Origin of the sequence: Accumulibacter sp. (assembly GCF_036625275.1) — a bacterium.
Classification (GTDB): Bacteria; Pseudomonadota; Gammaproteobacteria; order Burkholderiales; family Rhodocyclaceae; genus Accumulibacter.
In genome coordinates, this window is the sequence record NZ_JAZKUD010000064.1 from 1 (window position 1) to 22813 (window position 22813).

Sequence of the window (22813 nt, forward strand, 5' to 3'; positions counted from 1 at the left end):
ATCGGCTCGCACGCGGAGGTGAGTCTCCTGTCCGTTCAGGAAATGTGGGCCGATGGCGGCGAGGCGCCGATCCTGCCGATCGCCCAGCGTCCAAAGCCGACGCCACAGGCCAGCGTCACGAATGCTGCCGTCCAGCCGGCCTGCAGGCTGCGGCCGAAGGCATCGAGGGCGACGCCAAAGGCGATCGGTCCGATGCAAGCGCCGGCAAAGCCGATCGACGAGTACAGTGCGAGCGCCGTGCCGCGTTTCTCGGGTGAGGTTTCGGTCAGCAGGCCGGCCGTCAGTGCCGCCGAATCGAGATTCATGCTCGCCGCGTAGACCAGCAGGAAGGGCACCAGCAGGCGGCTCGACTGGCCGCCCGAGAAGCCAACGACGACCGCCAGAACACCAGACAAAGGCATCACGGCCTGCAGCCAGCGACCACGTCCCCAGTGCTGCGCGCCTTCGTTGCCGAGAATGCTGGCGGGGACCGCGAGAAAGGTGGCCAGCGCGGCAATCAATCCCGGCATCGCCGTCCAGGAATCGGGCGTGCGGGCATGCATCCAGGTCAGGTAGGCGACCAGCCAGGCCCGGAAACCGAAGAGCTCCCAGTTGTGACCGAAATAGCCGCCACAGAAAGCCAGGATGCGTCGATCGCCCAGGACGCTCCGCCAGTGGCTGCGCCCGACCGGCATCGCTGCCAGGGGTTGGCCCGGCGCGACGCCTCGCCAGACCAGCAAGACTGACAGCGCCGCACAAACTGCCGCGATGGCGAAAAGCCAGGGCCATGGCAGCCGCTCCTGCAGCAGTCCGATCCAGAGATACGACAGCCCGGCGCCGACACCGAAAGTAGCCGTGTAGAACGCGCTGCCCCGCGCCTGTACGGCGACCGGCAGCCGATCCGTCAGCGCCTTGAGGCCCGGCATGTAGGTTCCGGCCAGGCCCAGGCCGGCCAGCCACCACCAGCCCAGGCCACTCGCCAGGCCGTCGGCGAAGTTCGCGAAGCCGGTCAGGGCGAGTGCGCTCACGGTTGCGCCCGCCAGGTAGATCCGTCGCGCGTCGATGCGATCGGTCAGGCTGACCAGTACGGGGACGGCCAGGATGTAGCCAAGGAAAAAAATGCCGCCCAGCCAGCCGCCTGCGGTCGCCGACAAGGACCAGCGTTGCGAAAGTTGCGGCAACAGCGATGGCACCAGCGCGAAGCCGGCCATCAGCAGTGCCTCGGCGATGCAGAAAGTGAGGACCAGCAGAACCGAAGAGGGTTTGCCAGTCATCGTTCAACAGCTGGGCAGGTCAGGGGCAGCCGGCGAGTCTCCCCAGCGTGGCATCAGCGCATGGCGTACGTGCAGTTGGTCAAGAATGCGCGCCACCACGAAATCGATGAGATCTTCGACTCGCTGCGGATGATGATAAAAGCCTGGGCTGGGAGGCAGGATCACGGTTCCCGCCCGTGCCAGACGCAACATGTTTTCGAGATGAATGACCGACAGCGGCGTTTCACGCGGCACCAGGATCAGCTTGCGGCCTTCCTTGATGACCACGTCGGCGGCCCGTTCGATCAGCTTGCTGGCCAGCCCCTGAGCGATCGCCGCGAGGGTTCCCAGCGAGCACGGGCAGATGACCATGGCGTCGGGTGGGTTGGAGCCGCTGGCGATTGGCGCAAACCATTCTTCGCGCCCGTACACCTCGAGTCGGCCCGGCAAGCCGGGGTAGCGTTCTTCCAGGCCGGCGCGTGCCTCGCTGGCACGTGCCGGCAAGTCGAACCCCATCTCCTGTCGGGCGACGATCTGCGCGACCTGCGAGTAGAGGAGTTGAACCCGGCAGCCGGCGGCGAGCAGGCATTCGAGCAAGCGCATGCCGTAAGGCATGCCGGAGGCGCCGGTAAAGGCCAGGCAGACGGTTTCAGGCATGGTCGATCTCAGGTTGTTGGGCTGGCAATTCTTCAAGCAGGCGGGCGGCAATCAGGCCGTTGATGACCCCGAAGGCGAGTGCCGCTGCCGCAAAGAAAGGAACCAGCAGAAACAGGCCATCATGGGGAACCAGCCATAGTCGTGCCAGCAGCAGTTGCCCGCTGATATGGGCAAAGGCGGCCAGGATGCTCCAGCTCACCGGCCCGAAGTAGCGGTGAGGGAGGTGCACGGCAACTGCCAGCGTCAGCAGGCTGCACAGCGCGCCGCTGAGGCTCATGAAAAATCCGGGCGACAGAAAGTAGCCCAGCAGCAGGCTGCCGGCGAAGACACGCAGGCCGCTCACCCAGGCAGCCGCAACCCAGCCGTAGCGCGCCAGAACGATCAGCGTGACGATATTGGCGAGACCCGGCTTGACGCCTGGCAAAGGCATCGGGATGGCCGCGTCGATCAGCGACAGGCCGATCGCCGCGGCCGCGAGCTGCGCGATGCGGTGGTCCTCGGGCGTCGTGTGCAGCGTGACCAGCCGCTGGCGATCAGGCGTCACTGGCCGTCGTCACGGTGCCTGTCCGGTTCCGGCATGCTCAAGGTTCCGAGATGGCGCGGCCGCGCGAGATGAAAGCGACCGAATAGCCAGCCTGAAACTTGGAATGCAGAGCCTCGATGGTCGGCGGCGAGACGGGCGTGGCCGCCTCCCACTTGATCGCATAATTGGCCCCGGAACCACCGGCATTCTCACGCAGTTCGATGAACAGTTCAAAGGTGCCAAACGGGGGAATCACCCTGGGTGTCGGCACCGAGTTGCGAATCAGGACGCCCTCGGTATTGTAGTAAGGCGCTGCGACGACCCGGATCGGTTGGTTGGGGTCGGTATTGCGAACGCTGACCAGAACCGACAACAGGGTGTTGTCGGTCCGGCCCGAGGAGGCCACATTGCCGTGCCGAATCTCGGAGTAGATCGGTACATAGACCGTTTGTCCGCGGGTGGGCGGTTCGATTCCTTCGGCGAGTGCGGAGGTCATCGCGCAGGCGAGGGTCAGCATGGCTGCCAGCCGGCAGTGACTAACGGTCATGACTTTTCCAGGCACCCCCTGATCATGAAAGTCATGACCGTTTCCCTCTTCCTCAGCCCCTCCCCCGTCAGGGGGGAGGGGAGTTTCGTGAGTCACTGACGCGACTTTCACATTAACTGCAGCAAAGCGGCGGAAAAGCGAGGAGGTAGCATGCATGACAGGCTCCTTGGAAGGATTGTGGATGGGCGATGCCGGTGTGCAAGCCGACATCACCCGACAAGGGAACGGTGTGAGATCTCAAACGAGTCGAACGCAGAGCTCGCCGACGCCGGCAACGCCGGCCTTCAGCACATCGCCACGCCGCACCGTCGAGACGCCCGCGGGGGTACCAGTGAAAATCAGGTCGCCTGCCGCGAGCGTCACGTAGGTCGACAGCCTGGCGATGACTTCTGCGACTTTCCACGACATCTGTTCGAGGTTGCCATTCTGCTGCAGTTGGCCATTGACCTTGAGCCAGATCGAACCGTGTGCCGGATGTCCGACGGTCGCCAGGGGATGAATCGCAGCGATGGGTGCGCTCTGGTCGAAGCCCTTGCCCATATCCCAGGGATGGCCCTGGTCCCTGGCATGGAGCTGCAGGTCGCGCCGGGTCAGATCGAGACCGACTGCGTAGCCATAGACGCAGTCAAGCGCCTGTGCCGGATCGATATCGGCGCCACCCGCAGCCAGTGCAACGACCAGTTCGACTTCGTGCTGAAGGTTGCTGGTGGCCGGCGGATAGGCGACCTCACCACCGCCTGGTACCAGCGCATCGGCGGGCTTGCTGAAGAAAAAAGGCGGTTCGCGGCGATCGGCACCCATCTCCGCAGCATGATCGGCGTAGTTGCGGCCGACGCAGTAGACCCTGCGGACGGGGAACAGGGTGTTGCCGCCGGCAACGGGGACGCTGACCAGGGGTGGGGGTGGAAAGACGTAGTTCATGGCAGCTCCTTGTGGTGATTCAGACCGGGTTGTCGATGTCGACGAATGGACAGTCGAGGCCGAAACGTTCGGCCAGGTGGGCGGCCAGTGCTTGCACGCCAAAGCGTTCGCTGGCGTGATGACCTGCGGCAAGGTAGGCGACGCCGGACTCGCGCGCCAGATGCACGGTCTGCTCGGCAATCTCGCCGCTCAGGTAGAGATCGACGCCGAGTGCGATGGCCTGTTCGAACAAGCCCTGCGCCGCGCCGGAGCACCAGCCGACGCGGCTGACCAGGCGTTCGCCGTCACCGATCAGCAGTGGCGAGCGCAGCAACTCGCGTTCGACACGATCGACGATCGCCGAAACGGGGGTCGGGTTTTCCAGGGTTCCCAGCCAGCCGATGTCCTGCTCGCCAAAACGAGTGTCCGGGGTCCAGCCAAGTCGGCTGGCGAGTTGTGCATTGTTGCCGAATACCGGGTGGCCATCGAGTGGCAGATGATAGGCGATCAGGTTGATATCGTGCTTGAGCAGCGTTTGCAGACGCGTTTTGCGCAGGCCGGTGACGCGACTCTCTTCGCCGCGCCAGAACCACCCATGATGGACCAAGATGGCGTCAGCGTCACGCTCGACAGCCGCATCGAGCAGCGCCTGGTTGGCCGTGACGCCGGCGATCAGGCGCCTGACTTCGGGGCGTCCTTCCACTTGCAGGCCGTTTGGGCAATAATCCCGGAAACGCCCTGGTTCCAGCAACTGCTCCAGGTAACGTGTCAATTCTTGGCGTTTCATTTACTGGCTCCGATTTCGCCCATGCGCAGGCTCTGGTTGATTTTTGCACAAACGGTGACGATCAGTCTCGCCGTTCTCTTCGTGGTGAGCACGCTCAAGCCGGAGTGGCTCGACAAACCGTCCCCGGCCAATGTCGTGGCCCTGCAGGAATCGGCCGTCGTGACCACTGCTCCGGTCACCACCCCGACCTCGTTCCGCGAAGCGGCGAAGAAGGCGCTGCCGTCGGTCGTGCATATCTTTACCTCGCAGAAAATCAGGACACGGCGTAATCCCTTGTTTGACGACCCGGTCTTCCGGCACTTTTTTGGGGACAACCCGGCGGGTGACGCGCCGAGGACTTCCGGGCTGGGCTCGGGGGTGATTGTCAGCCCGAACGGCTATATTCTCACGAACTTTCATGTGGTCGAAGCGGCCGATCAGATCGAGATCGCCCTCAGCGACGGCCGCAACCTCAATGCTCGCCTGGTCGGCAGTGATCCCGAGTCCGACCTCGCAGTCTTGCAGATCACCGAACACAACGGCAAGGAACTGTTGCTGCCGGCGATTACCCTGGGCCAGATGGACAACCTGGTGGTGGGAGACGTTGCGCTGGCCATTGGCAACCCCTTTGGCGTGGGCCAGACGGTGACCATGGGGATCATCTCCGCGCTGGGTCGCTCGCATCTCGGGATCAACACTTTCGAGAACTTCATCCAGACCGACGCGGCGATCAATCCCGGCAATTCGGGGGGCGCGCTGGTGGACAGCCAGGGTAACCTGATCGGCATCAATACGGCCATCTACTCGCGCTCGGGCGGTTCGCTGGGGATCGGTTTTGCGATTCCGATCTCGATCGCCAGGAACGTCATGGAGCAGATCATCCAGACCGGTACCGTGACCCGCGGCTGGATCGGCGTCGAAGCTCAGGAAATCAGCGTCGACCTGGCCGAGTCCTTCGGCCTGCCGGATACCAGTGGCGCGCTGATTGCTGGTGTCCTGCGCGGCAGCCCGGCCGATGCGGGCGGGATCAAGCCGGGAGACATCCTGCTCGCCGTGGATGGACGGGCGGTCAAGGATCCGCAGGGCATGCTCGACCTGATCGCCGCCCAGAAGCCTGGCGAAACGGTTTCCTTCCGATTGCGCCGTCAGAACAACGTACTGGACACGACTGTCAAGATCGGCAAGCGGGCGCCACCGCGCCGCGAGCGCGAGTAGTCGGAGTCGTCGATGTGCCAGTTACTGGCCATGAACTGCAATGTCCCGACCGACATCTGCTTTTCCTTTGCCGGATTTCAGGCACGCGGTGGCGCCACTGATGTCCATGTTGACGGTTGGGGAATCGCTTTCTTTGAGGGTCGCGGCACGCGCGTTTTTCTCGACCCACAACCCTCCTGCGTTTCGCCGATCGCCGAACTGGTGCGCAGCTACCCGATTCATTCCAAAAACGTCATCGCCCACATCCGCAAGGCGACCCAAGGGGGGGTTGCCCTCGAGAACACGCATCCTTTCATGCGAGAACTATGGGGACGTTACTGGATTTTCGCCCATAACGGTAATCTGCCGGATTTTTCGCCGCAACTCGATGGCAGTTTCACCCCGGTTGGCCAGACCGACAGCGAACACGCTTTTTGCTGGCTGCTGCAGAACCTGCGTCAGCGCTTTGGCCGCCGGCCACCGAGTCAGACCCGGCTGTTCGACGCGCTCCGTCAACTCACCCTTGATCTTGGCGCGCGCGGCGCATGCAACTATCTGCTGTCGAATGGCGACTGTCTGTTTGCTCACTGTTCCACCCAGCTCAGCTACATTATCCGCCAGGCGCCGTTTACCGTTGCGCACCTGCGCGATCAGGATCTGAGTATCGATTTCAGCGATGTCACGACTCCCGATGATCGTGTCGCGGTCATTGCCACCGTTCCGCTGACCGACAACGAACGCTGGACGACGATGCCGAACGGCAGTCTGTGGCTGTTTGCCGAGGGGCTACCGGTCAGGCATCAACTGACCGTCGCCGGGCCGGCAAAAACGCCGGCCTGAGCACAAGGTGGACCGGCAGCGGGATCAGGCATCAGGCTTGCGGTCAGTGTTTTGCTGCGTGCCGAGATCCTTGATTGCTGCATCCATCTCCTGAGCAGACAGGGGTGTCCAGTCGGCCGCAGGGTCGAGCGGGGCTTCCGGGGCAGGCGGATCAATCGGCGTGGCGTGTGCCGAGCGCTGGCCGACAAAACGCGCGAGGAACAGCCCCAGTTCGAAAAGCAGGCACAGCGGAATCGCCATCATCAACTGTGAAATCACGTCGGGCGGCGTGAACACGGCGCCCACGACGAAAGCGCCGACGATCACGTAAGGTCGCCATTCCCTGAGTTTGGCGACCTCGACGATGCCGGCGTAGACCATCACCACGACGACGACCGGGACCTCGAAGGTCACTCCGAAAGCGACGAAGGTCGTGAGTACGAAGGAGAGGTACTTCTCGATGTCGGTCATCCAGGCGACACCCTCGGGGGCTACCTGTGACATGAACCCGAAGACGGTGGGAAAGACCAGGAAATACGCAAAAGCCATGCCGACAAAGAACAGCAGCACGCTCGCTGTCACCAGCGGCAGTGCCAGCCGCTTCTCGTGGGCATACAGGCCCGGCGCGACGAAAGCCCAGACCTGATAGAGCACGTAGGGCAGGGCGATCAGGAAGGCAAGCATCAGCGCCACTTTCATCGGCACCAGGAAAACGCCGATCACGTCGGTCGCAATCATCTGGCCGCCTTGCGGCAGCGTTGCCAGCAAGGGCTGCGCCAATAGCGCATAGAGTTCCTTGGCCCAGGGGAAAAGGCAGAGGAAGACGATGCCGATGGCGATCAGCGCCCGGATCAGGCGGTCGCGCAACTCGATCAGGTGCGAGAGGAAGGAATCTTCGGGTGCTTGCATCTCTCGATCAGACCGGTCGCTGCGGCTGCTCTGGGTTGGCGGACGGCGCCGCAGCAGCACTCGCCGGTGGCAGGGCATGGCTGGTTGCCGGGGACGGTGCCGGTGGCACTGCCGGCTGTTCGAGCACCGCCGTGGGTGGCAGACCCTCTCCGATCGCCTGTGCCGTCTGGCTGACCGCCTGTCTTGCGGCGTTCATTTCGGTGCTCAGACTCTGCTCGACGCTGCGTGCCGACTCCTGGATCTCGCTTTGCAGTTTCTTCAGTTCATCAAGCTGCATTTCGCGGTTGATGTCGGATTTCACGTCATTGACGTAACGCTGCAGACGGCCGAGCATGTGCCCGGCCGTACGGGCGACCTTGGGCAGTCTTTCAGGACCGATCACCACCAGTGCGACGATGGCGATGACGATCATTTCGGAAAAGCCGATATCGAACATGATTGGCCGTTAATATGAAAGTCGCATCAGCGACTCACGAATCTCCCCTCCCCCCTGCGGGAACGCAGGCGGGGTTTTGCGGAGCACTGCTCCGCGCCGCCGCAGCCGGCCCGCGATGCAGCGCGGGCCGTGGAAGGGGTCGGGGGTGAGAGAGGGAATTCGCGGAGCATGCTCCGCGCCCATCGAACGATTCCGGCGTGCCAGCCGGAATGCGTCCTGCAAGGGAGGGCAATGGTCATGACTTTCATGATCGGGGGTGCTTGGGAAAGTCATGAACGTTGGCTTAGGGAAGGAGGGGAGGGTGCCGGTAGGCAATGCCAGCAAGGCTGCGGGCGGTGCAGGGCGACGGCTGCCGTGCCACGAACCCTGTGCGGCCTAGCTTCTGGTCTTCTCCCTGATCTCGCCTTCGATGGTGTGACCCGTACCGACCTGCTGCGGCGGCTGTTGAGGAGGCGGGGGAGGCGAAGAAGGTGGCGTTGCGGACTGGGCCTCGGCGGCCTTGTCCTCTGAGGTCGCGTCCTTGATGCCGTCCTTGAAGCCCTTGACCGCGCCACCGAGATCGGATCCGAGGTTACGCAGCTTCTTGGTCCCAAAAACCAACAGAACGATGATCAGAACGATCAACCAATGCCAGATGCTGAAAGAGCCCATGTCAGGCCTCCATGAATGTGAAATCGGGTGTGACGCTGGCGAGCGCTCGGCGCTACCTCCTGCCGCCGTGGTCAGATGCGTTTGAGCATCGGCCCGACCGGCTCCGATCCGCCAACGATATGTACATGCAGATGCTGCACTTCCTGATGGCCGATCCGTCCAGTATTGATGATCACCCGAAAGCCATCCGGGCTGCCCTGTTCGCTTGCCAGGCGATTGGCGATGGCGAGCATCCTGCCGAGCACCGGCACGTCGGCTTCGGTGGCTGTCGCCAGTGAGGTGATGTGACGCCTGGGGATGATCAGCAGATGGACGGGACGCGCCGGATTGATATCGTGAAAGGCCAGAATCTCGTCGTCTTCGTGAACCTTGCGCGCGGGAATCTGGCCCCCTGCGATCTTGCAGAACAAGCAGTTTTCCATGTTTTCAGCCCTTCCGTGACTTCTTCTCGTCGATTCCCGAGATCCCCTCACGCCGGCGCATCTCCTGCAACACATCCTCGATCGACAAACCATAGAAAGCGAGCAGCACCATCGTGTGATAGAGCACGTCGGCGGATTCCCAGACCACATGCAGGCGGTTTCCCTCCTTGCCGGCCATGATCAGTTCGGCAGTTTCTTCGCCGATCTTCTTCAGGATCGCGTCCGGCCCTTTGGCCATCAACTGTGCCGTGTAGGAAGTTTCCGGGTCGGCCTTGCGGCGTTCAAGCAGTGTTTCCGAGATCCGGTGCAACATGTCCATGTTCATTTGCCGTAAATGTCCTCAGGGGTCTTGATCACCGGGTCAACCGCAACCCAGGAGTTCCCCTGCAGTTGATAAAAAAAGCAGCTTGTGCGGCCCGTATGGCAGGCAATGCCGCCTGCCTGGTCGATCGACAGCAGCAACACATCGCCGTCGCAGTCGGTACGCAGCGACCGCACGCGTTGCGTATGGCCGGACTCTTCGCCCTTGCGCCACAGCCGCTGTCGCGAACGCGACCAGTATACCGCGCTCCCGGTGTTAATCGTTTCCTGTAATGATTGCCGGTTCATGAAGGCAAACATCAGTACCCGACCATTGCTAGCGTCTTGTGCAATAGCCGGAATCATACCCTGCTCGTCCCATTTCAGTGCGTCGAGCCACGGCAGACCGGGATCGAGATCACTCACAGGCGGACCTCGATGCCCCGCTCGTGCAGGTACGCCTTGGCCTGGTGAACCGTATATTCACCAAAATGGAAAATGCTTGCGGCCAGGACGGCGTCGGCACGGCCTTCGGAAACGCCGGCTGCGAGATGCTCAAGATTGCCGACGCCACCACTGGCAATCACCGGGAGATCGACGGCATCGGAGACCGCGCGCGTCAGCGGCAGATCGAAACCGTTCCGGGTGCCGTCACGATCCATGCTGGTGAGCAGGATCTCGCCGGCACCGAGTTCCTGAACGCGGCGGGCCCAGGCGACGGCGTCAATGCCGGTGTTCCTGCGTCCGCCGTGCGTGAATACCTGCCAGACCCCCGGTGCCGACTGCTTCGCGTCGATGGCCACAACGATGCATTGATTCCCGACCCTGGCCGATGCCTCGGCAATGAGATCCGGATTCTCGACGGCTGCGGTGTTCATGCTGACCTTGTCGGCGCCGGCATTCAGCAGACGCCGTACATCGGCGACCGAGCGGACGCCGCCGCCTACCGTCAATGGAATGAACACCTGCGCTGCACAGGCTTCAACGATGTGCAGGATGATGTCGCGCTGGTCCGAGGAGGCGGTGATATCAAGGAAGGTGACTTCGTCGGCACCCTGCTCGTCGTAACGGCGGGCGATTTCGACGGGATCACCGGCATCACGCAAGTCAACGAAGTTGGTGCCCTTGACGACCCGGCCGGCGGTTACGTCAAGGCAGGGGATGATGCGTTTGGCGAGGCCCAAGGTCAGCTACCGCCCCGAGCCTGCCAGAAGGAGAAGGTAGTCATGGCGTTTCGGCGCGGTCTGCTGTGGCTTGTGCCACCGCAAAATCGAGCGATCCATCGTAGATCGCGCGGCCAGCGATGGCGGCGCTGATGCCTTCCTCTTCGACCGCGCAAAGCTGTCGGATGTCGTCGAGGCTCGACAGACCGCCGCTGGCGATGACCGGAATCAACAGGGCTTGAGCGAGTTTCACCGTAGCCGCGATATTGATTCCCGAAAGCATGCCGTCACGGCCGATGTCGGTATAGATGATGGCCTCGACCCCATAGTCCTCGTACTTCTTCGCCAGATCGATGACATCGTGACCGGTCATTTTCGACCAGCCGTCAACCGCTACCTTGCCATCCCTGGCGTCGAGGCCGACGATGATGTGGCCGGGAAAAGCGCCGCAGGCATCGTGCAGAAAGCCGGGATTCTTCACCGCGGCAGTGCCGATGATCACATAACTGACGCCGTCGTCGAGGCAACGCTCGATGGTGTCGAGATCGCGGATGCCGCCGCCGAGCTGTACGGGAATGTCATCACCGACAGCCTGCACGATTTCCTTGATCGCTTTTTCGTTTTTCGGCTTGCCGGCAAAAGCGCCGTCGAGGTCTACCACGTGCAGGCGGCGCGCACCCTGCGCCAGCCAGTGACGAGCCTGTTCGCCAGGGGAATCGGAGAAGACCGTGACCTGGTTCATCAGGCCTTGCTTGAGGCGGACGCACTGTCCCTGTTTCAGGTCAATCGCGGGAATGATCAGCATCTTGAAAGAAGATAAAGGTAGGTTGAGACAAGTAAGTGTAAAACGTCTGCGGTCGATCAGGGTTTCCAGGCGACGAAATTGGCCAGCATGGCGAGGCCCGCCTGGGCACTTTTTTCCGGGTGGCACTGAATGGCGAAGATATTATCCTGCGCCACTGCACTGGTAAAGAGGATGCCATAATCGGTGCTCCCAACAATGCAGGCGTCGTCGGCCGGGGCAACGAAATAGCTGTGGACGAAATAGAAGCGTGTGCCATTGGCAATGCCCTTCCACAGGGGATGCTCCCTGGCCTGTCGAACCTGATTCCAACCCATGTGCGGTACCTTGAGGCGGTGGCCGGTGGTATCGACCATGTGCTCGGCAGGAAAGCGGCAAACCTTGCCGGCGATGACGCCAAGTCCTGGGACATCACCTTCCTCGCTGTGCTCGAAGAGCATCTGCTGGCCAATGCAGATGCCGAGAAAGGGCTTGTTGCGCGCGGCTTCGAGCACCGCCGACCGCAAGCCGCGCGCCTCGATCTCGCGCATACAGTCGGGCATTGCCCCCTGACCGGGGAAGACCACGCGCTCGGCGGTACTGACTACCGCCGGGTTAGCCGAGACCAGCACCGCACGTCCGTCGGCGACATGCACCAGCGCCTGCCAGACCGAGCGCAGGTTACCCATGCCGTAATCGACCACAACGATTGCTTTCTTGCCATCACCCTGGGGTACATCGTCCGTCAACGCCAACATCAAAGTGAGCCCTTGGTCGAGGGAATGCTGTGGCCGGCGCGCGGGTCTTCCTCAACGGCCATCCGCAGCGCGCGACCGAAAGCCTTGAACACCGTTTCCGCCTGGTGGTGCGCGTTGTCGCCGCGCAAATTGTCGATATGCAGCGTCAGCAAGGCGTGATTGACCAGGCCCTGGAAAAATTCGTGTACCAGATCGACATCAAAAGCGCCGATCATGGCGCGGCGAAAATCGACATGAAACTCGAGCCCCGGCCGGCCCGAGAGATCGACCACGACTCGCGACAGCGCTTCGTCGAGCGGTACATAGGCGTGCCCGTAACGGCGCAGGCCCTTTTTGTCGCCGAGGGCACTGGCCAGTGCCTGCCCGAGCGTGATGCCGATATCCTCGACGGTGTGGTGGGCGTCGATATGCAGGTCGCCGACGGCCGCAACTTCGAGGTCGATCAGCCCATGCCGGGAGATCTGTTCGAGCATGTGGTCGAGGAAAGGCACGCCGGTCGCGAAGCTGCCGCGGCCATTGCCGTCAAGGTTCAGTCGAACGGTGATCCGGGTTTCGAGCGTATTCCTGGAAACTTCTGCTTGCCGCATCGGGTACCATTGCCGGGTGGCATTTCGGGTCTGGAAAAGGTTCAGCTTGCTGAGAACCACAGGCCGATCATCAGTGTCGATCGACCAGTACGCATGATACCATTTCGCGCTTCGCATGCATCCTGAACGGCCATGACTTTTCCAGGCCTTCCCCGAAGAGTTAGGCAGTCATGACCTTTTCCATCCCCCTTCTCCTCTCCCGCGAGTGGAGAAGGGAGATTCGCGGGTCGCTGACGCGACTTCCACCGTAACCGGGCAGCCTTTCATGAGTCGCTACTGGAGTTCCCTCGTTCACCACCTGACGCCCTATGTTCCGGGCGAGCAGCCCAGGCTGCCGAACCTCGTCAAGCTGAACACCAACGAAAACCCCTATCCGCCGTCGCCGCGTGTCGCTGCTGCGATTGCCGAAGAAATGGCGAATGGCGGCGAGCTGCTGCGTCTTTACCCGGACCCCGGCGCCGAGCGCCTCAAGGTGGCAGTCGCAGCCCGCTACGTCGAGTCTGGCATTTCGCCGCAACAGATCTTCGTCGGCAACGGTTCCGACGAAGTACTGGCGCATGTCTTCATGGCGTTGCTCAAACACGAGTTGCCGGTTTTCTTTCCGGATATCACTTACAGCTTCTACCCGGTCTACTGTGGCCTGTACGAAATCGCCCATGTGGCCGTGCCGCTCGACGAAAATTTTGAAATCCGCTGCGAAGATTACGCGGCCGCAAACGGCGGCATCATTTTCCCGAACCCGAATGCGCCGACGGGTTGTCTGTTGCCACTCTCTGCCATCGAGCGTCTGCTTCGGACGCATCACCGATCGATCGTCGTCATCGATGAGGCTTACATCGACTTCGGTGGCGAGTCGGCGCTTGCGCTGGTCAATCACCACCCGAATCTGCTGGTCGTGCATACCCTTTCGAAGTCGCATTCGCTGGCCGGGCTGCGCGTCGGTTATGCGGTCGGCCACCGCGACCTGATCGAGGCGCTCGAAAGAGTCAAGAACAGTTTCAATTCCTATCCGCTCGATCGGCTGGCAATTGCCGGTGCCGTCGCCGCAATCGGTGATCAGGAGCACTTCGAAATCACCCGGCAGGCCGTCATCAGCAGTCGCGAGACCCTGCGCAGTACCCTGCTGCTGCGGGGTTTCGAAGTCCTGCCTTCGGTGGCCAATTTCATTTTCGCCCGTCACCCGCAGCATGACGCCGGCCAGCTCGCCGCAGCCCTGCGCCAACGGGGCATCATCGTCCGTCATTTCAAGCTGCCGCGGATCGACCAGTATCTGCGGATCACGATCGGCACCGACGGACAATGCGCGTTGTTGGTCGAGGCTCTGGCCGAGATCGTGGGTGATCCATCCTGATCATTTGAGTCCTTGCAAGGAGAGCCAGGTGGCTGAAGAAAGCCCGTTCAAGGGACAGACCGGCTTGCGGCGGATTTGGAACGCGTTTCACTATTCGCGGGCCGGTCTGTGCGCGGCCTATCGTTCAGAAAACGCCTTCCGGCAGGAGGTGCTGCTCGCCGCGCTCCTGGTCCCGCTGGCTTTCCTCCTGTCGCCGAACGGTCTCGGACTGGCATTGATGATCGGCAGTTTGCTGTTGGTGCTGATCGTTGAATTGCTCAACTCGGCGATCGAGGCGACGGTCGACCGGATTTCGCTGGATCGGCACCCGCTGGCCAAGCGCGCCAAGGATATCGGCAGCGCAGCGGTGCTGCTGGCCTTGCTCAACGTTCCGGTCATCTGGGCTGGTGTCTTGTTTGGGTGAGTCGGGTGCCTGTGCGGGGTACCGCACTTGCTCGGGGCGGTGCCTGAACTGGTCTCAAGCGATGCGGCGCAGATGAATCAGCGCCGAGATCTTCGCTCCCAGCCAGCCGAGCGCAGCGCCGATCGCAGCCAGGGCGACAACGTTGCCTGCCGACAGGCCTTGCAGGGCAAAGCTGGCGCCATAGAGCCGCGTCAGTTCGGCCACCGGCGGCGTCAGCAGGCGCAAACCGGCGCTCACCAGCAGGGCGGCGCAGAGTCCGCCGAGAACGCCCTGCAGCATGCCGAAATAGTGCAGCGGGCGCTGGATGTAGGTATCGGTGGCACCAATCAGCTTGGCCACCTCGATCTCGGCGGCCTGGGCAAGGATTTGCAGGCGAATGGTGTTGAAAGTGATGGTCACCAGTGCGCCGGCAAACAGTCCGCCAAGCATCATGACGACTCGCTCGCCGAGGCGGAGCAGCGCATCGAAGCGCTTGACCCAGGCCGAGTCGAGCTGAACATGCGCGACCTTTGGCCAGGAGGAAAAAGTCCTGGCCAGGTCTTCGAGGACCTCCGGCCGGGCGTCTCCTGGAGTGACGACAAAGGCATCGGGGAGCGGATTCCGTGGCAGGCTGGCGATGATCTCGGCCATCCCTTCGGCCGCCTGCAGGCGCTTCAAGGCTTCCTCGCGCGGCACGAAACGCCAGCTTCCGGATCGGCTTTCCTGCAGGCGCGACTCGATGTCGCCGATCTCGCGCTTGCCGGCGTCGAGGGCCAGGAAGATGCTGATCTGTTGCACGTTAGGGGTGTCGCCGGTGAGCTTGCGGAGGTTCTCGAGGGTCAGCCAGCCGGCGGTCGGCAGGGTCAGCGCGACGCCGATCACCAGCAGCGACAGCAGCGAATTGAGTGGTGCTGCGACCAGCCGTCGCAAGGCATCGCGCAGCGCCGCCAGGTGCTGGGCAAGCCAGGGCCTCACGGCGTGACACCGCAGCTGGCTGGTTCGCGCTCTTCGCTCATTTCGCCTTGGGTCAGGCGGAGAACGCGCGGTTGCAGGTGGGGCAGCAGCAACGGGTCATGGGTGGCAATGACTACGGTCACGCCAACCTGCTGAAAGGAGTGGAAGATTTCGAGAATCTCGCTTGCCGACGCCGCGTCGAGATTGGCGGTCGGCTCGTCGGCGAGGATGATTGCCGGCCGATTGACAACGGCGCGGGCAATCGCCAGACGTTGTTGCTCGCCGCCGGAGAGCGCGATCGGGAAGGTTTTCTCGCGATTCGGCAGGCCCACCTTGGCCAGCGCCGCCTGGGCCCGGCGCAGCGCTTCCCTGGCCGGGTGGCCGACGATCGCCAAGGGCAGCAGCACATTGTCGAGGACGTTGCGATCGAACAGGAGTTTACGATCCTGAAAGATCAGTCCGAGCTTGCGGCGTAGATAGGGAACGGCGTTCTTGCGCAACGCAGCGAGATTTTGGCCGTTGATCACGATGCTGCCCGCAGTCGGGCGCTCGATGGCCGCCAGCAGTTTGAACAGTGTCGATTTCCCGGCGCCGGAGTGTCCGGTAAGGAAAACCATTTCTCCTGCGGTGATCCCGAAACTCACGTTGCGCAGGGCTTCGCGGCCTTCCGGATAGCGTTTGGTGACGTTGCTGGCGGTAATCACTCGAATAGCGCGTCTACGAAATCGCGGGCAGTGAAGGGCCGGAGATCGTCGATGCCTTCGCCGACCCCGATAAAGCGAACCGGTTTCGGGCACTGGCGGGCGATCGCGGCGACGACGCCGCCTTTCGCCGAACCGTCGAGCTTGGTCAGGACCAGTCCGGTGACCTGGATCGCCTTGTCGAAGGCCATGACCTGTTGCAGCGTGTTCTGGCCGAAGGTTGCGTCGAGGACCAGCAGCGTCTCGTGCGGTCCGGATGGGTCGGCCTTCTGGATGACACGCCGGACCTTGGCGATTTCCTCCATCAGGTGCAACTGTGTCGGCAGGCGACCGGCCGTATCCGCCAGGACGATGTCGATGCCGCGGGCCCTGGCGGCGGCGATGGCGTCAAAGATCACCGCTGCCGGGTCGCCGGACTGCTGTGAGATGACCGTGACATTGTTGCGTTCGCCCCAGGTCTGCAACTGCTCGCGCGCGGCGGCGCGGAAGGTGTCGCCCGCAGCCAGCAGGACCGATCGGCCCTGTGCCTGAAAATGCTTGGCCAGCTTGCCGATCGAGGTCGTCTTGCCGGCACCGTTGACGCCGGCAATCATGATGATGAACGGGTGGTGCGTGCTAAGATCGAGCGGTTCTTCGAGCGGCTGCAGGAGTTCATGGAAAATCTCGGACAGCGCGCGCTGAATCGCTTCCGGGGTGTCGAGCCTGTCGCGTTTGGCGCGCATTTTCAACTGATAGAGCAGATGCTGGGTTGCATCCAGGCCGACGTCGCTGCTCAGCAGCAGGCCTTCCAGATCTTCGAGCAGTTCGTCGTCGACCTTGCCACGCGAGAACAGCGATTTCAACTTGCCGCTGAATTGCGCGCGCGTGCGCGCGAGACCGGCCTTGAGTCGCTGCCGCCACGGGATCACCGGCGCCGCGCCTTCGAGGACGACTGGGTTGGTCGGCGCGGGCGGCTGCTCAGGGGACTTCTTGAAGAAACCAAACATGGTGCTTTTGTGTCTCAAAGGTGCTCGGGTACATTGGTGGTGGTAAGATGCGGGTGAGATTACCCGAATTACCCGACATCCTTCCAAATTCTATCAGAAGCGACTCATGCTCAGGCGTCACGCGCAATTGATTCGATGGTTGCTGGTGCTGGCCGCACCTGCATCGGTGCTGGCCAATCCCTATCAGCAGCAACTGGCGAATGGCTTGCGGATTATCGTCAAGGAAGATCGGCGGGCTCCCACGGTGGCACATATGGTCTGGTACCGGGCCGGCAGCATGGACGAAACGAATGGCAGCACCGGTGTCGCGCATGTTCTCGAACACATGATGTTCAAGGGCACTCCGAGTACCGGACCCGGTGAGTTCAATCGCCGCGTCGCGGCGGCTGGCGGGCGTGACAACGCATTTACCAGTCGTGACTACACGGCTTATTTTCAGCAGGTACCGAAAGGGAAACTGTCCGAGATGATGCGGCTCGAAGCCGATCGCATGCGTCATTTGACTCTTGACCCCCAGGAGTTCGCGCAGGAGATTCGGGTGGTCATGGAAGAGCGGCGGTTGCGCACCGATGATCAACCACAGGCGCTGCTTTTCGAGCAGTTATCCGCGGTTGCTTTTCAGGCGCACCCGTATCGCGTTCCGATCATCGGCTGGATGAACGATCTTGAGAACATGACCGTCAATGACGCACGGATCTGGTACGAGCGTTGGTACGCGCCGAACAATGCTTATGTGGTGGTCGTCGGTGACGTTGATCACGAGCATGTTTTCCAGCTTGCCGAACAGCATTACGGGGCCTTGCCGGAACGTCCGCTGCCGGTCAGGAAACCGCAGGACGAACCAGCGCAGACTGGCATTCGCCATCTGACGGTGAAAGCGCCGGCAGACCTGCCGGTACTGATCATGGCTTACAAGGTGCCGGTCATCCGCGATGTCGACCAGGACGTCGATCCCTATGCACTCGAGATGCTATCGGCCGTTCTGTCTGGGCACGAGGCGGCCCGCTTCTCCAGACACCTTATTCGCGAGCAGCGTCTGGCAGTAGATGCGGAGGCGAGCTACGATTCGACAACGCGCGGGCCGGGCATCTTCTCCCTGTACGGATCGCCCAGCGACGGAAAAACTCGCGCCGACCTCGAGGCTGGTCTGCGTGCCGAAATTCTCCAGGTGCAGCAACAGGGTGTGGCCGCCGACGAACTGACACGCGCCAAGGCGCAGTTGATTGCCGGGCAGATCTACAAGCTGGATTCGATGTTTGCGCAGGCGATGGAGATCGGGCAACTTGAATCGGTGGGTATTCCCTATCATTTGAACCGGCGCATTCTCGAAAAGCGGCAGGCGGTCACTGCCGAACAAATTCAGGCGGTCGCCAGGAAGTACTTTCGCGACGAGCAACTGACCATCGCCGAACTCGACCCTCAGCCATTGCCGCAAACGCCGCGCGCGCGTTCGCCGTTCACCCCCCGTCATTGATGAGGGTTCACTGATGAATCTTTGCAAGCTGCTGATCGGTGTGTGCCTGGTGGTTGCCATTCCTCTGGTACACGCCGGTCCGAAGATCGAGCGTTGGCAGACGACGTCAGGCGCCGGCGTGCTATTTGTCGAGAACCATAGCTTGCCGATTCTCGACGTCCAGGTCGACTTTGCCGCTGGTACGGCGCATGAATTGGAGGGCAAGTCGGGTGTGGCTTCGCTAACCCGTGCCCTGGTCGACCTGGGGGTCGCAGGGATGGACGAGATGCAGATTGCCAGCCGGATGGCCGACCTTGGCGCCAGGTTGTCGGGCGGAGTGGATATGGACCGTGCCACGATTGCCCTGCGAACGCTGTCGATGACCGACAAGCGCGGCCCGGCTCTCGACATGCTGCGCGCGATTCTGAGCACGCCGCAGTTTCCCGCAGCAGTCTTCGATCGCGAGCAGGCACGTTCGATCGCCACCCTCAAGGAGGCACTGACGCGTCCTGAAACGATTGCCAGCAGGGCCTTCTGGGCGGCGATGTATGGCGCGCATCCCTATGGACGGCATGCGACACCCGAATCGGTGGCTGCGCTGGTCCGTGCGGATGTCGTCGCTTTTCATGCCGCAAATTACACGGCGCAGCGTGCCCGCGTGACGATCGTCGGTGACCTGTCACGCAACGAAGCCGAGTCGGTGGCCGAAATACTGACCGCTGCTTTGCCGTCAGGACCCGTCCCTTCCGACATCGCGGTCCCGGTACTGCCGGTGGCTGTCGAGCAGCGTATTGACCATCCGGCAGGGCAGGCGCATCTGCTGGTCGGACTGCCGGCACTCAAGCGCGGCGACCCGGATTTCTTTCCTTTGGCCGTCGGCAATTATTCGCTTGGCGGCGGTGGCTTTGTCTCACGCCTGATGAAGGAGGTTCGCGACAAACGCGGCCTTGCCTACAGCGCGTACAGCTATTTCATGCCGCTGCAACAGTTGGGGCCGTTCCAGATGGGCCTGCAGACCAAGAAGACGCAGGTCAACGATGCGCTGAAGGTGGCCCGTGAGGTGCTTTCCGGCTTCCTCGAGTACGGGCCGACTGAAACGGAGTTGCAGGCCGCCAAGCAGAATCTGATCGGCAGCTTCCCGTTGCGCCTCGACAGCAATCGAAAGCTCCTGGAGAATGTGGCGATGATCGGCTTTTATGGCCTACCGATCGATTATCTCGATCGCTACCCGGAAAATATCGAAAAGGTCACGGTAGCCGACATCCAGGCGGCGTTTGCACGGCATTTGCGACCAGAGCATTGGGTAACCGTGGTGGTGGCCGGGGAATGACATTCTGAATTCGCTGCGTATCATTGGCGGTGAGTGGCGGCGAAGAATCCTTCGTTTTCCCGATTCGCCGGGTTTACGGCCGACGCCGGATCGTGTGCGCGAGACCCTGTTCAACTGGCTCGGGCAGGATCTGACCGGTCTTTCCTGTCTCGATCTGTTTGCCGGCAGCGGTGCACTGGGCTTTGAAGCTGCCTCGCGCGGCGCCACCAGCGTGGTGATGGTTGACCATTCGCCAAAGGTGCTGGCGGCGATGGCGAGCAACGCGAAAATCCTGGGGACTGGCCAGGGTCTGAAGATCGTCCGCTCGGATGCGATGACATTTCTCTCTTCCGTCAACTGGCGTTTCGACGTATTGTTCCTGGATCCGCCGTTTCACGACGGCTGGATGGACCGTCTGGCACCGCTTGTGCCGGGCGTGATGGCGGCTGACGGCATGATCTATGCCGAGGCAGAGGGCGTCCTGGAGGGTATCGGAGATTGGCGCACCGTGCGTCATGGTCGGGCTGGCCAGGTGTTCTATCACTTGATGCGACGAGGCGAAACGGATGGCATTAAATAAGCGGGTGGCAATTTATGCAGGGACCTTCGATCCGATGACCCGAGGTCACGAGGATCTCGTTCGGCGCGCAGCCTGTCTCTTTGATCGGGTGATCGTGGCGATCGCCCAGAACCAGCCGAAAAGGCCGTTTTTTTCGCTGGCCGAACGGGTCGACATGGCACGGGAAATTCTCGCATGCTACCCGAATGCCGAAGTCTGCGGCTTCGATGGCCTGCTGATGGACTTTCTGCATGCCAAGGGAGCGAAGGTGATCATCCGCGGGCTGCGCGCGGTGTCGGACTTTGACTATGAATTTCAGATGGCGGGAATGAACAGAAATCTCTTCCCCGAAGTCGAAACGGTTTTCCTGACTCCCGGTGAGCAGTACCTGTTCATCTCGGCAACAATGGTCCGCGAAATCGCCGTGCTCGGCGGCGATGTCAGCAAATTTGTCCAGCCTGCGATCAGTGATCGGCTGGCCAAGCGTGTACGAGAAATTTCAACAATCTGAAGGAACCGTAAGCATGGCCCTTATTATTACCGACGAATGCATCAACTGCGACGTGTGCGAGCCGGAGTGCCCGAACGAAGCGATTTCCCAGGGGGCGGAGATTTACGAAATCGACCCTGGCAAGTGTACGGAATGCGTTGGGCATTACGATACCCCTCAGTGTGTCGAGGTCTGTCCGGTGGACTGCATTCCGAAAGATCCTGCACACCAGGAGAGTGAAGATCAACTGTGGGTCAAGTACGAGAAGCTGACCGGTCGTCCGGGCCGAGGCTAAACCGGAAGCACTTCACGTCAGCAAGAAGAGGTCTGCATGCGCGTCATTGAAGAAGAACTCGAGCAGATCAAGCGCGGGGCGGAGGAGCTGCTGATTGAAGCCGAACTTCTTGAAAGGCTGAAAACCGGCCGACCGCTCCGGATCAAGGCGGGTTTTGATCCGACAGCGCCGGATCTGCATCTCGGGCATACTGTACTGATCAACAAGCTCAGGCACTGTCAGGATCTTGGTCATCATGTGCTGTTCCTGATTGGCGACTTTACCGGGATGATTGGTGATCCCACCGGCAAGAACGCGACTCGGCCGCCTCTGTCGCGAGAGCAGATCGTCGAAAACGCCAGGACCTACCAAGAGCAGGTATTCAAGATTCTCGATCCCGACCGAACCGAGATCTGCTTCAATTCCGTCTGGTTCGATCCGCTGGGTGCGTCGGGGCTGATTCGCTTGGCGGCTTTGCATACCGTCGCACGGATGCTTGAGCGCGATGATTTTGCCAAGCGCTACCGCAACGGTCAGCCGATCGCCATTCACGAGTTGCTTTATCCGCTGTGTCAGGGATATGACTCGGTGGCGATGAAAGCGGACGTGGAACTCGGTGGCACTGACCAGAAGTTCAACCTTCTGGTCGGGCGAGAGTTGCAAAAGCACTACGGGCAAGCACCGCAGTGCATTCTGACCATGCCGTTGCTCGAGGGCCTGGATGGCATCAACAAGATGTCGAAGTCTCTCGGCAACTACGTGGGGATCAACGAGCCGCCTGATGAGATGTTCGGAAAGCTGATGTCGATCTCTGACGGACTGATGTGGCGCTACTTCGAGCTGCTTTCATTTCGCAGTATCGAGAACATCACCGGCTTGCAAAAGGAGGTCATGGAAGGACGCAATCCACGCGAAGTCAAGGTTTTGCTGGCCCAAGAGATTGTAGATCGCTTTCATGGCACGGCGGCGGCTGTTCGGGCACAGGCCGATTTTGATGCCCGTTTCCGTCAAGGCGCCATTCCTGACAATATTCCGGAAGTCAAACTGCTGGCCAGCGACCGGTCCTTGAGCATTGCGCAGGTTCTCAAGCAGACGGGATTAACGTCTAGCACCTCAGAGGCCCTGCGCATGATCGAGCAGGGTGGGGTCAGGATCGACGGAACCCGGATCGACGACAAACACCTCATGCTCTCGATCAAGGGTCCTTTTGTCGTGCAGGTTGGCAAGCGCAAGTTCGCGCGTGTCAGCATTGCCTGAGCGTTCGCAAGGGTAGCCTGCCGACGGTCTAGTCCATCCATCTGAAAATAGTTCGACAAGAGGGTTGACGTCCCTGCGTAGCCCTGTATAATCCGCGTCTTCGTTGCTGAACGAGCATAAAAATCTGATTAAAAACAGATTGTTATGTTTTTTTCGGCAGGCTCCGGCAAAATCCTTTCGGGATGGTGTCAGCAGCAGGAAAAGCAGCAGACAGGTTGGTGAAATCAGTTATTGACGCCGCCGGAAACGTCTGTATAATGCGCCCTCTTGCTGCTTGGGTAGCCAGGAATTTGCAGCAAGGCAGTACGGCCAAGGGGTCGTTCTGCAGCTCTTTAAAAACAGGACAACCGATAGGTGTGGGTTCTTGTTCCGGGTCGATCTGCGCGAGCGGAGAGATGAAGGATAGAGAAGGGCTCGCACTGATGGAAGAAAAGCTATTGATCTGGAGGGAT

The 22813-nt window shown here is 61.4% G+C and carries 30 protein-coding genes; 10 read left to right on the forward strand and 20 right to left on the reverse strand.

Annotation, left to right across the window (positions count from 1 at the left end):
* Positions 1-35: 35 nt before the first annotated feature.
* The 6 genes from V5B39_RS16335 to V5B39_RS16360 form a co-directional block, all read right to left on the reverse strand.
* Entirely contained in the window at positions 36-1253 is a 1218-nt protein-coding gene (locus V5B39_RS16335; protein WP_332343927.1) for an MFS transporter, read from the reverse strand.
* A gap of 3 nt (positions 1254-1256) precedes the next feature.
* Positions 1257-1889: a flavin prenyltransferase UbiX gene (locus V5B39_RS16340; protein ID WP_332343928.1), complete on the reverse strand. Its 633-nt coding sequence runs from the start codon at positions 1887-1889 to the stop codon at positions 1257-1259.
* A complete protein-coding gene (locus V5B39_RS16345; RefSeq protein ID WP_332343929.1) occupies positions 1882-2433 on the reverse strand; it encodes a Gx transporter family protein in 552 nt (183 codons plus the stop codon). The genes V5B39_RS16340 and V5B39_RS16345 overlap by 8 nt, the downstream gene beginning before the upstream one ends.
* A gap of 37 nt (positions 2434-2470) precedes the next feature.
* Positions 2471-2959 carry a DUF3124 domain-containing protein gene (locus V5B39_RS16350; protein WP_332343930.1) on the reverse strand — a complete coding sequence of 163 codons (489 nt, stop codon included), beginning with the start codon at positions 2957-2959 and terminating at the stop codon, positions 2471-2473.
* Between the two features lie 237 nt (positions 2960-3196).
* Complete coding sequence (locus tag V5B39_RS16355) at positions 3197-3880, reverse strand: fumarylacetoacetate hydrolase family protein (protein ID WP_332343931.1); 684 nt, start codon at positions 3878-3880, stop codon at positions 3197-3199.
* A 19-nt stretch (positions 3881-3899) separates the two neighbouring features.
* Positions 3900-4646, reverse strand: a complete 747-nt coding sequence (locus V5B39_RS16360) for a Nif3-like dinuclear metal center hexameric protein (protein WP_332343932.1) — start codon at positions 4644-4646, stop codon at positions 3900-3902.
* A gap of 21 nt (positions 4647-4667) precedes the next feature.
* Here V5B39_RS16360 and V5B39_RS16365 point away from each other — a divergent pair, with 21 nt between their 5' ends.
* On the forward strand, positions 4668-5840 hold the full coding sequence (locus tag V5B39_RS16365) for a trypsin-like peptidase domain-containing protein (protein ID WP_332343933.1): 1173 nt from the start codon (positions 4668-4670) through the stop codon (positions 5838-5840).
* Between the two features lie 12 nt (positions 5841-5852).
* Positions 5853-6659 (forward strand): class II glutamine amidotransferase, encoded by an 807-nt coding sequence (locus tag V5B39_RS16370; protein WP_332343934.1) that lies wholly within the window; start codon positions 5853-5855, stop codon positions 6657-6659.
* A 24-nt stretch (positions 6660-6683) separates the two neighbouring features.
* Here the strand turns inward: V5B39_RS16370 and tatC are convergent, their stop codons facing one another.
* From tatC to hisB, 10 genes are all read right to left on the reverse strand, one after another.
* Entirely contained in the window at positions 6684-7547 is an 864-nt protein-coding gene (tatC, locus tag V5B39_RS16375) for a twin-arginine translocase subunit TatC (RefSeq protein WP_332343935.1), read from the reverse strand.
* A 7-nt stretch (positions 7548-7554) separates the two neighbouring features.
* Positions 7555-7983: a Sec-independent protein translocase protein TatB gene (tatB, locus tag V5B39_RS16380; RefSeq protein WP_332343936.1), complete on the reverse strand. Its 429-nt coding sequence runs from the start codon at positions 7981-7983 to the stop codon at positions 7555-7557.
* Positions 7984-8358: 375 nt separating this feature from the next.
* A complete protein-coding gene (gene tatA / locus V5B39_RS16385) occupies positions 8359-8634 on the reverse strand; it encodes a Sec-independent protein translocase subunit TatA (RefSeq protein ID WP_332343937.1) in 276 nt (91 codons plus the stop codon).
* Between the two features lie 71 nt (positions 8635-8705).
* Entirely contained in the window at positions 8706-9056 is a 351-nt protein-coding gene (locus tag V5B39_RS16390) for a histidine triad nucleotide-binding protein (RefSeq protein WP_332343938.1), read from the reverse strand.
* 4 nt (positions 9057-9060) lie between these two features.
* Positions 9061-9381: a phosphoribosyl-ATP diphosphatase gene (locus V5B39_RS16395; RefSeq protein ID WP_332343939.1), complete on the reverse strand. Its 321-nt coding sequence runs from the start codon at positions 9379-9381 to the stop codon at positions 9061-9063.
* Positions 9378-9722 (reverse strand): phosphoribosyl-AMP cyclohydrolase, encoded by a 345-nt coding sequence (gene hisI / locus V5B39_RS16400; RefSeq protein WP_332343955.1) that lies wholly within the window; start codon positions 9720-9722, stop codon positions 9378-9380. The genes V5B39_RS16395 and hisI overlap by 4 nt, the downstream gene beginning before the upstream one ends.
* 56 nt (positions 9723-9778) lie before the next feature.
* Entirely contained in the window at positions 9779-10540 is a 762-nt protein-coding gene (hisF, locus tag V5B39_RS16405; RefSeq protein WP_332343940.1) for an imidazole glycerol phosphate synthase subunit HisF, read from the reverse strand.
* Positions 10541-10580: 40 nt separating this feature from the next.
* Positions 10581-11324 (reverse strand): 1-(5-phosphoribosyl)-5-[(5-phosphoribosylamino)methylideneamino]imidazole-4-carboxamide isomerase, encoded by a 744-nt coding sequence (gene hisA / locus V5B39_RS16410; RefSeq protein WP_332343941.1) that lies wholly within the window; start codon positions 11322-11324, stop codon positions 10581-10583.
* Between the two features lie 56 nt (positions 11325-11380).
* Positions 11381-12058, reverse strand: coding sequence for an imidazole glycerol phosphate synthase subunit HisH (hisH, locus tag V5B39_RS16415; RefSeq protein WP_332343942.1), 678 nt, complete (start codon positions 12056-12058; stop codon positions 11381-11383).
* Positions 12058-12645 (reverse strand): imidazoleglycerol-phosphate dehydratase HisB, encoded by a 588-nt coding sequence (gene hisB, locus V5B39_RS16420; RefSeq protein ID WP_332343943.1) that lies wholly within the window; start codon positions 12643-12645, stop codon positions 12058-12060. The genes hisH and hisB overlap by 1 nt, the downstream gene beginning before the upstream one ends.
* Before the next feature lie 265 nt (positions 12646-12910).
* Here hisB and hisC point away from each other — a divergent pair, with 265 nt between their 5' ends.
* Complete coding sequence (hisC, locus tag V5B39_RS16425) at positions 12911-13996, forward strand: histidinol-phosphate transaminase (RefSeq protein WP_332343944.1); 1086 nt, start codon at positions 12911-12913, stop codon at positions 13994-13996.
* Between the two features lie 28 nt (positions 13997-14024).
* Complete coding sequence (locus V5B39_RS16430; protein ID WP_332343945.1) at positions 14025-14399, forward strand: diacylglycerol kinase; 375 nt, start codon at positions 14025-14027, stop codon at positions 14397-14399.
* A gap of 54 nt (positions 14400-14453) precedes the next feature.
* On the opposite strand, the gene ftsX is transcribed toward V5B39_RS16430, so the two are convergent.
* From ftsX to ftsY, 3 genes are read right to left on the reverse strand one after another with little or no spacing between them, the layout of a single operon-like run.
* Positions 14454-15353 (reverse strand): permease-like cell division protein FtsX, encoded by a 900-nt coding sequence (ftsX, locus tag V5B39_RS16435; RefSeq protein ID WP_332343946.1) that lies wholly within the window; start codon positions 15351-15353, stop codon positions 14454-14456.
* Complete coding sequence (ftsE, locus tag V5B39_RS16440; protein ID WP_332343947.1) at positions 15350-16036, reverse strand: cell division ATP-binding protein FtsE; 687 nt, start codon at positions 16034-16036, stop codon at positions 15350-15352. Before ftsE ends, ftsX begins: the two co-directional genes overlap by 4 nt.
* Positions 16033-17019 (reverse strand): signal recognition particle-docking protein FtsY, encoded by a 987-nt coding sequence (gene ftsY, locus V5B39_RS16445; protein ID WP_332343948.1) that lies wholly within the window; start codon positions 17017-17019, stop codon positions 16033-16035. The genes ftsE and ftsY overlap by 4 nt, the downstream gene beginning before the upstream one ends.
* Before the next feature lie 106 nt (positions 17020-17125).
* Here ftsY and V5B39_RS16450 point away from each other — a divergent pair, with 106 nt between their 5' ends.
* From V5B39_RS16450 to tyrS, 6 genes are read left to right on the forward strand one after another with little or no spacing between them, the layout of a single operon-like run.
* Positions 17126-18493, forward strand: coding sequence for a M16 family metallopeptidase (locus tag V5B39_RS16450; protein WP_332343949.1), 1368 nt, complete (start codon positions 17126-17128; stop codon positions 18491-18493).
* 13 nt (positions 18494-18506) lie between these two features.
* A complete protein-coding gene (locus V5B39_RS16455; RefSeq protein ID WP_332343950.1) occupies positions 18507-19802 on the forward strand; it encodes a M16 family metallopeptidase in 1296 nt (431 codons plus the stop codon).
* Positions 19803-19806: 4 nt separating this feature from the next.
* On the forward strand, positions 19807-20361 hold the full coding sequence (rsmD, locus tag V5B39_RS16460; protein ID WP_332343956.1) for a 16S rRNA (guanine(966)-N(2))-methyltransferase RsmD: 555 nt from the start codon (positions 19807-19809) through the stop codon (positions 20359-20361).
* Positions 20348-20851, forward strand: coding sequence for a pantetheine-phosphate adenylyltransferase (coaD, locus tag V5B39_RS16465; RefSeq protein ID WP_332343951.1), 504 nt, complete (start codon positions 20348-20350; stop codon positions 20849-20851). The genes rsmD and coaD overlap by 14 nt, the downstream gene beginning before the upstream one ends.
* Before the next feature lie 13 nt (positions 20852-20864).
* Positions 20865-21125, forward strand: coding sequence for a YfhL family 4Fe-4S dicluster ferredoxin (locus V5B39_RS16470; RefSeq protein WP_332343952.1), 261 nt, complete (start codon positions 20865-20867; stop codon positions 21123-21125).
* A gap of 36 nt (positions 21126-21161) precedes the next feature.
* Positions 21162-22361, forward strand: a complete 1200-nt coding sequence (gene tyrS / locus V5B39_RS16475) for a tyrosine--tRNA ligase (protein WP_332343953.1) — start codon at positions 21162-21164, stop codon at positions 22359-22361.
* A 142-nt stretch (positions 22362-22503) separates the two neighbouring features.
* On the opposite strand, the gene V5B39_RS16480 is transcribed toward tyrS, so the two are convergent.
* Positions 22504-22813: hypothetical protein (locus V5B39_RS16480; RefSeq protein ID WP_332343954.1), on the reverse strand; the 310-nt coding region annotated here is incomplete at its 5' end.